This window comes from Rhodocista pekingensis (assembly GCF_042665545.1).
GTDB lineage: Bacteria > Pseudomonadota > Alphaproteobacteria > Azospirillales > Azospirillaceae > Rhodocista > Rhodocista pekingensis.
This window is the reverse complement of sequence record NZ_JBHTCM010000004.1, coordinates 509,889-525,615: the sequence shown is the minus strand read 5'-3', so window position 1 is coordinate 525,615 and position 15,727 is coordinate 509,889. Positions and strand designations below refer to the sequence as shown.

The 15,727-nt window shown below is 67.2% G+C and carries 13 protein-coding genes and 3 tRNA genes; all 16 read left to right on the top strand.

Annotated elements, in window-relative coordinates; all coding sequences use genetic code 11:
* Positions 1-89: 89 nt before the first annotated feature.
* The 16 genes from ACFQPS_RS03035 (at position 90) to nuoF (ending at position 15,687) form a co-directional block, all read left to right on the top strand.
* Positions 90-2,459 (top strand): 1-deoxy-D-xylulose-5-phosphate synthase N-terminal domain-containing protein, encoded by a 2,370-nt coding sequence (locus tag ACFQPS_RS03035; RefSeq protein WP_417715158.1) that lies wholly within the window; start codon positions 90-92, stop codon positions 2,457-2,459.
* 116 nt (positions 2,460-2,575) lie between these two features.
* Positions 2,576-2,660: transfer RNA gene (locus ACFQPS_RS03030), tRNA-Leu, on the top strand.
* A 98-nt stretch (positions 2,661-2,758) separates the two neighbouring features.
* Positions 2,759-4,105, top strand: coding sequence for a trigger factor (gene tig, locus ACFQPS_RS03025; RefSeq protein WP_377356333.1), 1,347 nt, complete (start codon positions 2,759-2,761; stop codon positions 4,103-4,105).
* Between the two features lie 73 nt (positions 4,106-4,178).
* Positions 4,179-4,808, top strand: coding sequence for an ATP-dependent Clp endopeptidase proteolytic subunit ClpP (clpP, locus tag ACFQPS_RS03020; RefSeq protein WP_012566446.1), 630 nt, complete (start codon positions 4,179-4,181; stop codon positions 4,806-4,808).
* Positions 4,809-5,062: 254 nt separating this feature from the next.
* Positions 5,063-6,328 carry an ATP-dependent Clp protease ATP-binding subunit ClpX gene (clpX, locus tag ACFQPS_RS03015; protein WP_377356330.1) on the top strand — a complete coding sequence of 422 codons (1,266 nt, stop codon included), beginning with the start codon at positions 5,063-5,065 and terminating at the stop codon, positions 6,326-6,328.
* Positions 6,329-6,690: 362 nt separating this feature from the next.
* Positions 6,691-9,099: an endopeptidase La gene (gene lon / locus ACFQPS_RS03010; protein WP_377356328.1), complete on the top strand. Its 2,409-nt coding sequence runs from the start codon at positions 6,691-6,693 to the stop codon at positions 9,097-9,099.
* A 142-nt stretch (positions 9,100-9,241) separates the two neighbouring features.
* Complete coding sequence (locus ACFQPS_RS03005; RefSeq protein WP_377356326.1) at positions 9,242-9,514, top strand: HU family DNA-binding protein; 273 nt, start codon at positions 9,242-9,244, stop codon at positions 9,512-9,514.
* 165 nt (positions 9,515-9,679) lie between these two features.
* A tRNA-Val gene (locus ACFQPS_RS03000) sits at positions 9,680-9,754 on the top strand.
* Between the two features lie 171 nt (positions 9,755-9,925).
* On the top strand, positions 9,926-10,147 hold the full coding sequence (locus tag ACFQPS_RS02995) for a hypothetical protein (RefSeq protein ID WP_377356324.1): 222 nt from the start codon (positions 9,926-9,928) through the stop codon (positions 10,145-10,147).
* Between the two features lie 133 nt (positions 10,148-10,280).
* Positions 10,281-10,357 (top strand) — tRNA-Asp (locus tag ACFQPS_RS02990).
* Between the two features lie 500 nt (positions 10,358-10,857).
* Positions 10,858-11,226, top strand: coding sequence for an NADH-quinone oxidoreductase subunit A (locus ACFQPS_RS02985; RefSeq protein ID WP_377356323.1), 369 nt, complete (start codon positions 10,858-10,860; stop codon positions 11,224-11,226).
* The gene (locus tag ACFQPS_RS02980; protein WP_377356320.1) at positions 11,217-11,801 is read left to right on the top strand and encodes a NuoB/complex I 20 kDa subunit family protein; all 585 of its coding nucleotides are present in this window, start codon (positions 11,217-11,219) and stop codon (positions 11,799-11,801) included. The genes ACFQPS_RS02985 and ACFQPS_RS02980 overlap by 10 nt, the downstream gene beginning before the upstream one ends.
* Before the next feature lie 27 nt (positions 11,802-11,828).
* Positions 11,829-12,539, top strand: a complete 711-nt coding sequence (locus ACFQPS_RS02975; protein WP_377356319.1) for an NADH-quinone oxidoreductase subunit C — start codon at positions 11,829-11,831, stop codon at positions 12,537-12,539.
* Positions 12,540-12,546: 7 nt separating this feature from the next.
* Positions 12,547-13,743, top strand: coding sequence for an NADH-quinone oxidoreductase subunit D (locus tag ACFQPS_RS02970; protein ID WP_377356317.1), 1,197 nt, complete (start codon positions 12,547-12,549; stop codon positions 13,741-13,743).
* A complete protein-coding gene (gene nuoE / locus ACFQPS_RS02965) occupies positions 13,740-14,372 on the top strand; it encodes an NADH-quinone oxidoreductase subunit NuoE (protein WP_377356315.1) in 633 nt (210 codons plus the stop codon). The genes ACFQPS_RS02970 and nuoE overlap by 4 nt, the downstream gene beginning before the upstream one ends.
* A gap of 13 nt (positions 14,373-14,385) precedes the next feature.
* Positions 14,386-15,687 (top strand): NADH-quinone oxidoreductase subunit NuoF, encoded by a 1,302-nt coding sequence (nuoF, locus tag ACFQPS_RS02960; RefSeq protein WP_377356313.1) that lies wholly within the window; start codon positions 14,386-14,388, stop codon positions 15,685-15,687.
* Positions 15,688-15,727 lie beyond the last annotated feature (40 nt).

Sequence of the window (15,727 nt, the reverse complement as noted above, 5' to 3'; positions counted from 1 at the left end):
GGACGGGCCGGCGCTCTATATAGGCGGAACCCGTGCGGTGGTCGCCCGCCGGCGCGGGGTCCGGAGACGCCTGGCCCGAAAGACGCCTCATGCCTGACACGACGATGTTCACCCCCGCCGGCAGCGTGGCCGGTGCCGACCGCCGCCTGCGGATGCTGCGCGCGCTGGAGAAGAAGGTGCTGTGGCTCAGCACCTGGATGATCCACAACGCGAACCATCTCCGCCCCAGCCGCGACGGGCTGAAGGTCGGCGGGCATCAGGCGTCCTCGGCGTCGGTCGCCACCATCCTGACCGCGCTCTATTTCGACGTGCTGCGGCCGCAGGACCGGGTCGCGGTGAAGCCGCACGCCAGCCCCGTCTTCCATGCCATCCAGTACCTGCTGGGTCGGCAGAAGCGGGAGAAGCTGGAAGCCTTCCGCGCGCTCGGCGGGGCGCAGAGCTATCCCTCGCGCACCAAGGACACGGCGGACGTGGACTTCTCCACCGGTTCCGTCGGCCTGGGCGTCGCCGGCACCGCCTTCGCCTCCATGGTGCAGGACTATGTCCGCCTCAAGGGCCTCAGCCGCCAGCCGGAAGGCCGCATGATCGCCATCGTCGGCGACGCCGAACTGGACGAGGGCAACGTCTTCGAGGCGATGCTGGAGGGCTGGAAGCACGACCTCCGGAACACCTGGTGGATCATCGACTACAACCGTCAGAGCCTGGACAGCATCGTCTCCGACAAGCTCTGGGTCCCGATCGAGGGCATGTTCCGCTCGCTCGGCTGGAACGTCGTGATCCTCAAGTACGGCAAAAAGCTCCAGGCCGCGTTCGAGCGGCCGGGCGGCGACGCCCTGCGCGACTGGATCGACAACTGCCCGAACCAGCTCTATTCGGCCCTGACCTTCAAGGGCGGGGCCGCCTGGCGTGAGGTGCTGAAGCGTGACCTGGGGGAGATCGCGGGCATCCGCGCGCTGCTGGACGCGCATGACGATGACGCCCTGGCCGATCTCATGACCAATCTGGCGGGCCACGACCTGCCGACCCTGCTGGAGGCATTCCACGGGGTGGAGGGGGAGCGGCCGGCCTGCTTCATCGCCTACACGGTGAAGGGCCGTGGCCTGCCCTTCGCAGGGCACAAGGACAACCATTCCGGCCTGATGAACCCGGACCAGGTCGCCGCCTTCAAGGCGCGCTGCGCCGTGCCGGACGGGCAGGAGTGGGACCGCTTCGCCGGGCTGGACGTGCCGGCGGACGAGTTGGAGGCATTCCTGCGCGAGGTGCCCTTCGTGGCCGGCGGGGAACGCCGCCTGTCGGCGCCGGCCGTGCCGGTGCCCGACGGTTTCGCCGTGCCCCAGGGGCCGCGGCAGTCCACGCAGGAGGGCTTCGGCCGCATCCTGGGGGAGATCGCCAAGGAATCGAGCGATCTGGCGGCGCGCATCGTCACCACCTCGCCCGATGTCACCGTCTCCACCAATCTCGGCGCCTGGGTCAACCGGCGCGGCCTGTTCGACCGCACCCTGCGGGAGGACATCTTCAAGGAACAGAAGGTCGTCTCCGCCCAGCGCTGGCAGGGCAGCCCGGAGGGGCAGCACATCGAGCTGGGCATCGCCGAGCACAACCTGTTCCTCATGCTCGGCGCTCTCGGCCTCAGCCATGACCTGTTCGGGGCACGGCTGCTGCCCGTCGGCACGCTCTACGATCCGTTCGTGAAGCGCGGGCTGGATGCCTTCAACTACGCCCTCTATCAGGATGCCCGCTTCATGGTGGTGGCGACGCCCAGCGGCATCTCCCTGGCACCGGAGGGCGGGGCCCACCAGTCCATCGCCACGCCCCTGATCGGCATGGGTCTGCCGAAGCTCGCCAGCTTCGAGCCGGCCTATGTGGACGAGCTGGCCGCCATCATGGCCTGGGGCTTCCGCTGGATGCAGCAGCCCGACGGCGGTTCGGTCTATCTCCGCCTCTCCACCCGCCAGCTCGACCAGCCGGTGCGGCCCCTGGATGCCTCCCTGCGCGACGCGGTGATCGAGGGCGGCTACTGGCTGCACGAGCCGGCGCCCGATGCCGAGCTGGCCATCGTCTGTGCCGGCGTCGTCATGCCGGAGGCGCTGGCGGCGTTCGAGCAGATCCGGGAGGACGTGCCCGGCGCCGGCCTGCTGGCCGTCACCTCGGCCGACCGGCTGCACCAGGGCTGGACCGCCGCCCGCGCCGCCCGGCAGGCGGGAGAGGCGGGCGCGGACAGCCCGGCCGACCGGCTGCTCTCCCGGCTGCCGCGGCGGGCGGGGCTGGTCACCGTGCTGGACGGCCACCCGGCGGCGCTGTCCTGGCTGGGGGCCGTCCGCGGCCACCGGGTGGCGGCGCTGGGGGTGGAGGGATTCGGCCAGTCGGCCGACATTCCGGACCTCTACCGGGTACACGGGCTGGATGCGGACGCCATCCTGGATGCCGCGGCCCAGGTGCTGCTGGACCGGAAGGATTAGTCGCCGCGGGCCGCGGCCTGAGCCGAGAAATTCCTGTTTACGGGCCGGATCGGGTGCTATAGACCCATCCGGCCCGAAAGGGGACGGGCGTTTCCGCGCGCCCCTTCCGTATCGGCGCGGGCGTGGCGGAACTGGTAGACGCGCTGGATTTAGGTTCCAGTGTCGAAAGACGTGTGGGTTCAAGTCCCTCCGCCCGCACCAGAGATGAGACCGCAACCCACCGCGCCCCGACGCGCGGGGAGCCACCGGCCGCGCTCGGCGGCTGAGGCGAGCCAGAAAGAAGACAGGCATTCCGTCCCATGCAGATCACCGAGACCAGCGCCGACGGCCTCCGCCGTGAATTCAAGGTCACCGTTCCCGCGGACGAGATCGAAACCCGCGTGGCGAACCGGCTGTCGGAAATCGGCAAGACCATCAAGATCCCCGGCTTCCGTCCGGGCAAGGTGCCGATGGCCCTGCTGAAGCAGCGCTACGGCCAGTCTGTGATGGGCGAGGTGCTGGAGCAGGCGGTCAACGACGGCTCGGCCAAGGCGGTCGAGGAGCACAAGCTCCGCCCGGCGCTCCAGCCGAAGGTCGAGGTGACGAAGTTCGAGGCCGGCTCCGACCTGGAGTTCAGCATGGCCGTCGAGCTGCTCCCGGACTTCGAGCCGACCGACATGGCCACCATCGCCGTGGAGAAGCCGGTCGTCGAGGTCGCCGACGCCATGGTGGACGACGGCCTGAAGCGCATCGCCGCCAACCGCAAGACCAGCGCCCCGCTGGACGCGGAGCGTCCGGCGCAGACGGGCGACATCGTCGTGATCGACTTCGACGGCTCCGTGGACGGTGAGAAGCGGCCCGGCATGAAGGGCGAGGACCACGAGCTGGAGCTGGGCTCCGGCTCCTTCATCCCGGGCTTCGAGGATCAGCTCGTCGGCGCCGCCAAGGGCGAGCACCGCACGGTCACCGTGACCTTCCCGGAGAACTACCACGCCGCCGAGCTGTCCGGTAAGGAAGCCGTGTTCGAGGTGGACGTGAAGGACATCCGCGTGCCGAAGGCGCCGGAGATCGACGAGGACTTCGCCAAGTCCTTCGGCTTCGACGACCTCGCCGGCATGCGCGATGCCATCCGCGAGCGCATGCAGGCCGACTACGCCTCCATGTCGCGGATGCGCGCGAAGCGCCAGCTCCTCGACCGGCTGGCCGAGACGCATGATTTCCCCGTGCCGGCCGGCATGGTGGACATCGAGTTCGACCAGATCTGGCGTCGCCTGCAACAGGAGCTGAAGGACGGCGAGGCCGACCCCGAGGACAAGGAGAAGGACGAGGAGGGGCTGAAGGCGGAGTACCGCGCCATCGCCGAGCGCCGCGTCCGTCTGGGTCTGCTCCTTTCCGAAGTCGGTCGGCGGAACAATATCACTGTCACGCGGGACGAGCTGGGCCAGGCGGTGGTCGCCGAGGCGCAGCGTTACCCCGGGCAGGAGCGGCAGGTGTTCGAGTTCTTCCGGAACAACCCGCAGGCCGTCGAGGGGCTCCGCGCCCCGATCTTCGAGGACAAGGTCGTCGACTTCATCCTCGGACAGGTTAAGCTGACGGAGCGGACCGTGTCGGTCGATGACCTGATGCGGGATCCGGAGGAGGACGAGGGGCCGACCGCGGCAGCGTAAGCTGCCGCCGGTCCGGCAGACGCGGCCCCCGGTCGGGGGCCGCCCGCCGCGGACGAGGAGCAGAGCGAGGGTCATGATCGAGCCGCAGATGAACGCCCTGGTGCCGATGGTGGTCGAACAGACCAACCGTGGCGAGCGGGCCTATGACATCTATTCGCGCCTCCTGAAGGAGCGCATCATCTTCCTGGTGGGCGGCGTCAACGACGCGGTGGCCAGCTTGGTCTGCGCCCAGTTCCTGTTCCTGGAGGCGGAGAATCCGAACAAGGAGATCTCCTTCTACATCAATTCCCCGGGCGGCTACGTCACCTCCGGCCTGGCGATCTACGACACCATGCAGTACATCCGCTGCCCGGTGGCGACGATCTGCGTCGGGCAGGCAGCCAGCATGGGCGCGCTCCTGCTGGCGGGCGGTGGCGCCGGCCGGCGCTACTCGCTGCCGAACAGCCGGATCATGATCCACCAGCCCTCGGGCGGTGCCCAGGGGCAGGCGGCGGACATCGAGATCCAGGCGCAGGAGATCCTGCGCATGCGCCAGCGGCTGAACGAGATCTTCCAGCGGCACACCGGCCAGAATCTGGACGTGATCGAGAAGGCGGTGGAGCGCGACAAGTTCATGAGCCCCGAGGAGGCGAAGGCCTTCGGGCTGATCGACGAGGTCTTCTCCAACCGTCCGAACAGCGCTCCGAACAGTCAGGCGGCGTGACATGGGGCGTCGTCGGTAGGCAGAACGCCAACAAGTTATTGATTGCCGCGCTTTGCGTGTTGTTCAATAGCGGGGCAGGGCGGCGCGTCCGGTCTGCCTCGCCGGTTTCCCGGGGCCGGGAACCTCGTGCGCGGCACGCGGTTCCGGGGTAGAAGGGCCCCTAGACATGGACACCGGGGTGTCCGGGCGCGCGGGCCGACGGCCAAGCCGGGCCGGCGCTGCCTCTTCGCCTTCCGGTGCTGTACGGAGCTGATATGACCAAGTCGACCGGCGGCGACTCCAAGAATACCCTCTACTGCTCCTTCTGCGGAAAGAGCCAGCATGAGGTACGCAAGCTCATTGCCGGCCCCACCGTGTTCATCTGCGATGAATGCGTCGAGCTGTGCATGGACATCATCCGCGAGGAGAACAAGACCACGCTGGTGAAGTCCCGCGACGGGGTCCCGTCGCCGCGGGACATCTGCGCGGTCCTGGACGACTACGTGATCGGCCAGGAGCATGCCAAGCGGGTCCTCTCCGTCGCTGTCCACAACCACTACAAACGCCTCGCCCACGGCGCCAAACACAACGACGTAGAGCTGGCGAAATCCAACATCCTGCTGATCGGCCCGACCGGTTCGGGCAAGACGCTCCTGGCCCAGACGCTGGCGCGGATCATCGACGTCCCCTTCACCATGGCGGACGCGACGACGCTGACCGAGGCGGGCTATGTCGGCGAGGATGTGGAGAACATCATCCTCAAGCTGCTCCAGGCCGCCGACTACAATGTCGAACGGGCGCAGCGCGGCATCGTCTACATCGACGAGGTCGACAAGATCAGCCGCAAGTCGGACAACCCGTCCATAACCCGCGACGTCTCCGGCGAGGGTGTGCAGCAGGCCCTGCTGAAGATCATGGAGGGCACCGTCGCCTCGGTGCCGCCGCAGGGGGGGCGCAAGCACCCGCAGCAGGAATTCCTCCAGGTCGATACCACCAACATCCTGTTCATCTGCGGTGGCGCCTTCGCCGGGCTGGAGCGGATCATCGCCGCCCGCGGCAAGGGCACCTCGATCGGCTTCGGTGCCGATGTCCGCGCCCCGGACGAGCGGCGCACGGGGGACATCCTGCGCGAGGTGGAGCCCGAGGATCTGCTGAAGTTCGGCCTGATCCCCGAGTTCGTCGGCCGTCTGCCGGTGGTCGCCACGCTGCATGACCTGGACGAGAACGCGCTGATCGAGATCCTGACCAAGCCGAAGAACGCGCTCGTCAAGCAGTACCAGCGCCTCTTCGAGATGGAGGATGTGAGGCTCGGCATCCATGAGGAGGCCCTGCGCTCCATCGCGGTCAAGGCGATCCAGCGCAAGACCGGCGCCCGCGGCCTGCGCTCCATCATGGAATCGATCCTGCTGGAGCCGATGTTCGATCTTCCGGGCCTTCAGGGCGTGGAGGAGATCGTCATCAACAAGGAGGTGGTGGAGGGCCGCGCCAAGCCGCTCTACATCTACTCCGACCGCCGTAGCGAAGCCGCTCCTGGCGCCTGATGCCCGGCCTGCCGCCCGCCACTCCCGGCGGGTCCGCTGTCCGACGATGAACCGGCAACGGCCGGCTCCCTCCGGGGGGCCGGCCGTTCCCGTTCCGGCCTCCCCCGTCCGGGCGGGGTGGGAGAGTCCGCCTGGCCCCGGACGGGGAAGCCGGGTGGGGCCAGCCCGTTCCAGGCGGGCGCTCGACGGTGACAAGCCCTGCGCAACCCTACACCTTCGGGTTCAAGCCCTTGAAGGGGGGTGGGGCGTGTGCCACGTTACCAGCAAAGCCGTCGCCGCAAGGGGCGTGCCTGGATTGGGCGCCCCGGCGGACCGGGCCCAACGGGGGCTGACGGCGAAGACTGATGGGAAGGCTCTGCATTATGCTGGATATCCCCCGTGGTGCTCTCTACCCGGTGCTTCCGCTGAGAGACATCGTCGTCTTTCCGCACATGATCGTTCCCCTGTTCGTGGGCCGCGAGAAGTCGGTCCGCGCCCTTGAGGACGTCATGAAGGACGACAAGCAGATCCTCCTCGTGACGCAGAAGAACGCTTCGCAGGACGATCCGACCCCGGCCGACATCTTCAGCGTCGGCACGGTCGGCACCGTTCTGCAACTCCTGAAGCTGCCCGACGGCACCGTGAAGGTGCTGGTCGAAGGCGGTCGCCGCGCCAGCGTCGTGAAGTTCGAGGAGAACGAGGAGTTCTTCCAGGCCTATGCCGAGGTGATCGACGAGAACCAGGGCGAGCCGCAGGAGCTTGAGGCGCTGTCCCGCGCCGTCGTCTCCCAGTTCGAGCAGTACATCAAGCTCAACAAGAAGATCCCGCCCGAGGTGCTGGTCTCGATCAACCAGATCGACGAGGCCGGCAAGCTCGCGGACACCATCGCCTCGCACCTCCAGCTCAAGATTCCGGAGAAGCAGCAGCTCCTGGAGACGGCCACCGTCTCGGAGCGGCTGGAGCGGGTCTATGCCTTCATGGAAGGCGAGATCGGCGTGCTCCAGGTGGAGAAGCGCATCCGCAACCGCGTCAAGCGGCAGATGGAGAAGACGCAGCGCGAGTACTACCTGAACGAACAGCTCAAGGCCATCCAGAAGGAGCTTGGCGAGTCCGAGGACGGCAAGGACGAGGTCGCGGAGATCGAGGAGAAGATCAACAAGACCCGCCTGTCCAAGGAGGCGCGGGAGAAGGCGCTGGCCGAGGTCAAGAAGCTCCGCACCATGAGCCCGATGTCGGCCGAGGCCACGGTGGTGCGCAACTATCTCGACTGGATCCTGTCGCTGCCGTGGAAGAAGCGCACCAAGATCAAGAAAGACATCCGGCTGGCCGAGAAGATCCTCGACACCGACCATTTCGGTCTTGAGAAGGTCAAGGAGCGCATCCTCGAATACCTTGCCGTGCAGCAGCGCATGGACAAGGTGCGCGGCCCCATCCTCTGCCTCGTCGGACCGCCCGGCGTCGGCAAGACCTCGCTCGGCAAGTCCATCGCCAAGGCGACCGGCCGCAACTTTGTCCGCATGTCGCTCGGCGGCGTCCGTGACGAGGCCGAGGTGCGGGGCCACCGCCGCACCTACATCGGTTCCATGCCCGGCAAGGTCGTCCAGGGCATGAAGAAGGCGAAGTCGTCAAATCCGCTGTTCCTGCTGGACGAGATCGACAAACTCGGCGCCGACTGGCGCGGCGATCCGTCGTCGGCGCTGCTGGAAGTGCTGGACCCGGAGCAGAACAGCACCTTCAACGATCATTACCTGGAGGTGGACTACGACCTCTCCGACGTGATGTTCGTCTGCACGGCCAACACGCTGCGCATGCCGCAGCCGCTGCTGGACCGCATGGAGATCATCCGCATCGCCGGCTACACGGAGGATGAGAAGGTCGAGATCTGCAAGCGGCACCTGATGGACAAGCAGGTGTCCACGCACGGGCTGAAGCCCGGCGAGTTCAGCATCTCCGACGACGCGCTGCGCGACCTGATCCGCTACTACACCCGCGAGGCCGGCGTCCGGAACCTGGAGCGGGAGATCGCCAACCTGGCCCGCAAGGCGATCAAGGAAATCCTGATGAAGGGGACCGCCAAGGTCCAGGTCACCCGGAAGAACCTTGAGAAGTACGCGGGCGTCCGCCGCTACCGCTTCGGCGAGGCGGAGCTGGAGGATCTGGTCGGCGTCGTCACCGGTCTCGCCTGGACGGAGGTGGGCGGCGAGCTGCTCTCCATCGAATCCGTCACGCTGCGCGGCAAGGGCAAGGTCACGACCACCGGCAAGCTCGGCGACGTGATGAAGGAGTCCGTCCAGGCGGCGGAGAGCTTCGTGAAGTCCCGCGCCGTCCAGTACGGCATCAAGCCGACCCTGTTCGAGCGTAAGGACATCCATGTCCATGTGCCCGAGGGGGCGACGCCCAAGGACGGCCCGTCCGCCGGCGTCGCCATGATCACCTCGATCGTCTCGGTGCTCTCCGGCATTCCCGTCCGCAAGGACGTGGCGATGACGGGTGAGATCACCCTGCGCGGCCGGGTGCTCCCCATCGGCGGGCTGAAGGAGAAGCTGCTCGCCGCGCTGCGCGGCGGAATCAAGACCGTGCTGATCCCGAAGGAGAACGAGAAGGACCTCGCGGACATTCCGGACAACGTCAAGAAGGGCATGACCATCATACCCGTCTCCACGGTGGACGAGGTTCTTGCCAATGCCCTGACGCAAGCGCCGGTTGCGATCGAATGGTCGGAGCCGGACGATGTCGCCGCAGCCCCCGCCAAACCGGCCGAGGACGGCCGGGAAGAGGTGATTCGGCATTGAAGTGAGGCGCGAAATCGTGTGAATTGTGGTCCCGCCGCACCCCTTCGGATTGCGGGGCGGCGGGACTTGGTTCAGACGCGCGCCGGCATTGTGAGGGCGCACTTCTGTCGTTTTATCTCTTGCTGACGAAGGGGGGCCTTCTGTGAACAAGAACGATCTCGTTGCCGCGGTCGCCGAAGCGGCGGGCCTGTCCAAGGCCGACGCCAACAAGGCCGTCGACGCGGTATTCGATGGGATCACCAGCGCTCTGAAGAAGGGCGACGAGGTGCGGCTGGTGGGGTTCGGTACGTTCGGCGTGGCCGAGCGCGCGGCGTCGGAGGGGCGCAATCCCCGCACCGGCGAGAAGATCTCCATTCCGGCGAGCAAGCAGCCGAAGTTCAAGGCCGGCAAGGGCCTCAAGGACGTCCTGAACTGAGCGTCCGGAACCGCTGCGGGACCCGGCCGGCCGACGGTCGGGTCCTGGTTCCGGGTCCGTCCCCCTGAAGAGTGAGAGCGGTCAGAAGGGACTTGCAGGCGGGGCGCCAGACGGCGTACCCGTCTTTTGTTTTTCGGAGCCGGGCGGTCACGCCCCTCCGCAGGCGGGCGGTTAGCTCAGGGGTAGAGCATCGGTTTTACACACCGCAGGCCGGGGGTTCAAATCCCTCACCGCCCACCACCTCTCCGGCAGAGATCCAGTCCTCTTCCATCCTCTTCGATCCACCCTCCGCGCTCCCGCGCGCACAGGACCCTGCGGCGAAAGGCGGCTGTGACCACGGCCGGCGGGCTCTATGATGGGCGCGCTGCCGGGCCGACAGGGTCCGGTGTGCCATCCGACGGAGAGGCAACCATGGATCACGACCGCCGCCTGGGTGACCGGATACTCCATGCCCTGGATCTGGCTCTGGACCAGAACGAGTACGAGATCGCCGACCTGCTGGCGCATGCGCTGGAACTGTCGCTGACCCGTTTCGGCGGTCCCGACGCGGTGGAGAAGCGCGGCCTTCCGCCCGGGCTGGACGTGGCGCTGGACCGGCTGGAGGCGCTGCGGCACCGCGCCCACGCTGCCTGACCGGCGGCCGCCGTGGCCGGAGGTGCCTGTGGGGGCAGGGGGTGGGGCCGGTCCTGTCTGTTTTTCCCGTTTGACAGGATCGGGGCGCTCGGTTACACACCGCGGACCTCGCGGCACGGCCGCGAAGGATTGCGCGGGTGTAGCTCAGTTGGTTAGAGCGCCGGCCTGTCACGCCGGAGGCCGCGGGTTCAAGTCCCGTCACTCGCGCCATTCCCCTCCCAGACCGACAGTCTCCGATCGTCATGTCCGCCGCATGGACGGGCGACGTCATGTCGCGTCTGCGGCCTCCGTCCGCGCCCCGTCCATTGGGTCATATTGATCCGCTAGGTAGGCTTGGCATCCTGCGGTCGGGGCGGGGGAAAAGCCCGGCAGACGCCGGAAATTGCTCATATTCTCTGGTTCGGAGTAGGGTTTTCGCTGTTCGGAAGGATGGGCGTAATTTCCTTTGCCTGCGACAGGGTGATGCCTATATTCGGGCGGGCTCCGTCAGGGGCCTTCCGAGCGTCGGCCGCCAAGCCGGGTCGGCTGCCCCTCCGGGGCGCCACGGCCGCTTGGTCGAAGGCCGCGGCCGGCGACCGTATCAGGCGACATCATGCAGGCGTCACAGCCACGCAGGCGTCACCTGTCCGGCTGCCTCCGCGGGCGACCCGCTCCAGCGGGCGCCGGACTCGTCCAGGCGTTACACGTGCAGGCGTTACAACGGGGCTAGCATGTTGAATCCGCTGATCGTCGAGTACCTGCCGATCCTCATCTTCATCTGTATCGCCGCCGGCGTCGCGGTTGCGATGATGGCGGCGGCCTATCTGGTCGGCCGGCAGAATCCCGACAGTGAAAAGCTGTCCCCGTATGAGTGCGGGTTCGAGCCGTTCGCGGATGCGCGCAGCAAGTTCGACATCCGCTTCTATCTCGTTGCGATCCTGTTCATCATCTTCGATCTGGAGGTCGCCTTCTTCTTTCCCTGGGCGGTCGCCCTGGGCGACATCGGCATGTTCGGTTTCTGGTCGATGGTGGTCTTCTTCGGAATTCTCCTGATCGGCTTCGTCTACGAATGGAAGAAAGGAGCCCTGGAATGGGAGTGACCGCAACCCCGCCGGCATCGGTGCAGGGGCCCTCCAGCCAGGTCCCCTCCAACGCGCTGATCCCGCCGGGCCCCGTGCAGGACGCCTATCTCCAGGCCGTCCAGCAGGAGATGCAGGACAAGGGGTTCCTGGTCGCCCGCTTCGACGCCCTGATGGACTGGGCCCGCACCGGATCGCTCTGGCCGATGACCTTCGGTCTGGCCTGCTGCGCGGTGGAGATGATCCACGCCTACATGGCCCGCTACGATCTGGACCGCTTCGGCGTGATCCCGCGGCCCAGCCCGCGCCAGTCCGACGTGATGATCGTCGCCGGCACGGTCTGCAACAAGATGGCCCCGGCCCTGCGCAAGGTCTACGACCAGATGGCGGAGCCGCGCTGGGTCATCTCCATGGGTTCGTGCGCCAATGGCGGCGGATACTACCATTACAGCTACTCGGTGGTGCGCGGGGTGGACCGGATCGTTCCGGTGGACATCTACGTGCCCGGCTGCCCGCCGACGGCGGAGGCGCTTGTCTACGGCGTCCTGCAACTCCAGAAGAAGATCAAGAACGGCAACAGGCTGATCCGGACCTGATGCTTCCCCGTGGAGGAAAGTCCCGTCATGAGCGATCAAGCCCTCCAGGAGCTTGGTGATTACATCACCTCGGCCCTCGGCAAGGACGCCCTGTCCGCCGAGGTGAACCGGGTCGGAGAACTGGTGGTCCGGGTCGAACGCCGGTCCATCGTCCGCGTGCTCCAGTTCCTGCGCGATGATTCGACCTGCATGTTCCAGCAGTTGATGGAGCTGTGCGGGGTCGATTATCCGCAGCGGCCGGAGCGGTTCGAGGTCGTCTACTGCCTGCTCAGCCTGAAGCACAACCAGCGCGTCCGCGTTGTCGTCAGCACGGACGAGGACACGCCGGTGCCCTCCGTCACGGGGGTCTTCCCGGTGGCGAACTGGTTCGAGCGGGAGGCCTGGGACCTTTACGGCATCTTCTTCGCCGACCATCCGGACCTGCGCCGCATCCTCACCGACTACGGGTTCGAGGGGCACCCGCTGCGCAAGGACTTCCCGCTCACGGGCTATGTCGAGCTGCGCTACGATCCGGACCAGCGCCGCGTCATCTACGAGCCGGTGAAGCTGACGCAGGACTTCCGCAGCTTCGACTTCCTGTCGCCCTGGGAGGGCATGACGGACGTCCAGCTTCCGGGCGACGAGAAGGCGGCGATCCCCCTGGGGGCCGTCAACCCGACGCAGCGTCCGATCGCCGGCACCCCGTCCGCGCGGGATGTCGCCACGAACAACCCGGCCGCCGGGTCGGTGAAGAGCTGAGGCGGACATGGGCAACAACGTCGCCGAAACCCAGATCAAGCCGTTCACGATGAATTTCGGGCCGCAGCATCCGGCGGCCCACGGGGTGTTGCGGCTGGTTCTTGAGATGGACGGTGAGGTGGTGGAACGGGCCGACCCGCATGTCGGCCTGCTCCATCGCGGCACCGAGAAGCTGATCGAGTACAAGACCTACATCCAGGCGCTGCCCTATTTCGACCGCCTGGACTACGTCTCGCCGATGAGCCAGGAGCACGCCTTCGCGCTGGCGACGGAGAAGCTGCTGGGCATCACGGTGCCGGTCCGCGGCCAGTACATCCGCGTGCTCTTCTCCGAGATCACCCGCATCCTCAACCATCTTCTGAACATCACGACCTTCGGCCTTGATGTCGGCGCCATCACGCCGTCGCTCTGGGGCTTCGAGGAGCGTGAGAAGCTGATGGAGTTCTACGAGCGGGTCTCCGGCGCCCGGCTGCACGCCAACTATTTCCGCCCCGGCGGTGTCAATCTCGACATGCCGGCCGGGCTCGCCGACGACATCTGGGAATACACCGAGCGGTTCCCGAAGTTCGTAGCCGACCTGAACAACCTGCTGACCGAGAACCGCATCTTCAAGCAGCGGACGGTCGATATCGGTGTCGTCAACCGGGCGGACGCGCTGGCCTGGGGGTTCAGCGGCCCGATGCTCCGCGGCTCCGGCGTACCCTGGGACCTGCGCAAGGCGCAGCCCTACGACCGGTACGAGGAGTTCGACTTCGACATTCCGGTGGGCAGCACCGGCGACTGCTACGCCCGCTATCTCGTCCGCATGGAGGAGATGCGGCAGTCCAACCGCATCATCCGGCAGGCGCTGGAGAAGCTGGCGAAGACGCCCGGCCCGGTGAAGGTCAACGACCGCAAGATAGCACCGCCGCCGCGGGGCGAGATGAAGCGGTCCATGGAATCGCTGATCCACCACTTCAAGCTCTACACCGAGGGCTATCACGTCCCGGCGGGGGAGACCTATACGGTGGTGGAATCGCCCAAGGGCGAGTTCGGGGTGTATCTCGTGTCCGACGGCACGAACCGGCCCTACCGCTGCAAGATCAGGCCGACGGGGTTCTCCCACTTGCAGGCGATGGATTTCATGTCCAAGGGCCACATGCTCGCCGATACGGTGGCGATCATCGGTTCCATGGACATCGTGTTCGGAGAGATCGACCGATGAGTGCGACGGACGGGGGCCAGGAGGCCGGCAGCTTCTCCTTCACCCAGGAGAACCTTGAACTAGCCAGGCGCATCATCGCCAAGTACCCGCCCGGCCGGCAGCAGAGCGCGGTGATGCCGCTGCTCGATCTGGCGCAGCGCCAGAACGGCAACTGGCTGTCGCGTCCGGCCATCGAGTACGTGGCGGACATGCTGGAGATGCCGCGCATCCGCGCCATGGAGGTCGCCAGCTTCTACACGATGTACAACCTGAAGCCGGTCGGGAAGCACTTCGTGCAGGTCTGCACGACGACGCCCTGCTGGCTGCGCGGGTCGGACGACATCCTGCACACCTGCGAGAAGAAGCTGGGCATCAAGGCCGGGGAGACGACGGCGGACGGCCAGTTCACCGTGGTCGAGGCCGAGTGCCTGGGCGCCTGCGTGAACGCGCCGATGGTTCAGATCGGTGACAGCTACTACGAGGACCTGACGCCGGAGGCGATGGAAGCGATCCTGGACGCGCTGGCCCGCGGTGAGACGCCGAAGCCGGGCCCACAGAACGGCCGCGTCGCCTCCTGCCCGTCGGGCGGGCCGACCACCCTGACCGAGATGGCGCGGCGCAACGGCGTCAAGCCGGCCGGGCAGGACTGAGGGAGACCGGGCCATGCTGCGCGACGAAGACCGCATCTTCACCAATCTCTACGGCTTCGAGGATTTCCGCCTGGAGGCGGCCCGCCGCCGGGGCGACTGGGACAACACCCAGGACATCCTCGCCCTCGGTCGTGACAGGATCATCGAGCTGGTCAAGGAGTCCGGCCTGCGCGGCCGCGGCGGTGCCGGCTTCTCCACCGGCATGAAGTGGTCCTTCATGCCGAAGAAGAGCGACGGCGGCCCGGTCTATCTGGTCGTCAACGCCGACGAGGGCGAGCCCGGCACCTGCAAGGACCGGGACATCCTGCGCCATGATCCGCACAAGCTGGTCGAAGGCTGCCTGATCGCCGGTTTCGCCATCGGCGCCACGGCCTGCTACATCTACATCCGCGGCGAGTTCTACGACGAGGGCAGCCACGTCCAGCAGGCGATCGACGAGGCCTATGCCGCCGGCCTGATCGGCCGGAACGCCTGCGGCAGCGGCTACGACTTCGACATCTATCTCCACCGCGGGGCCGGGGCCTACATCTGCGGCGAGGAGACGGCGCTGATCGAATCCCTGGAGGGGAAGAAGGGTCAGCCGCGCAACAAGCCGCCGTTCCCCGCCATGGCCGGCCTCTACGCCCGGCCGACGACGGTGAACAATGTCGAGACCATCGCCGTGGTCCCGACCATCCTGCGCCGCGGCGCCACCTGGTTCGCCGGACTGGGCCGGCCGAAGAACAGCGGCACCAAGGTCTTCTGCATCTCCGGCCACGTCAACCGGCCCTGCAACGTGGAAGAGGAGATGGGCATTCCCCTGCGGGAGCTGGTGGAGAAGCACGCCGGCGGCGTGCGCGGCGGCTGGGACAACCTGCTCGCCATCATCCCCGGCGGCTCCTCGGTGCCGATGCTCCCGCGGGAGACCTGCGACACGATCCTGATGGATTTCGACAGCCTGCGGGAGGTCCGCTCGGGCCTCGGCACCGCGGCCGTCATCGTCATGGACAAATCCACCGACGTGGTGAAGGCGATCGCCCGGCTCAGCAAGTTCTACATGCATGAGAGCTGCGGCCAGTGCACGCCCTGCCGCGAGGGTACGGGCTGGATGTGGCGGGTGATGGAACGGATGGTGAAGGGCCAGGCCCGGATCGAGGAGATCGACATGCTGCTCGACGTCTCCAAGGAGATCGAGGGCCATACGATCTGTGCCCTGGGCGACGCGGCGGCCTGGCCGATCCAGGGCCTGATCCGGAATTTCCGGCCGGAGATGGAGCGCCGCATCCTGGAGTACCGCACGCGGGCCGAACGCGGCACCCGCGCCGCGGCGGAGTAGGACGAAGGGCGCAGGGGCGGCCGGGCCGCCGCTCCGGGCG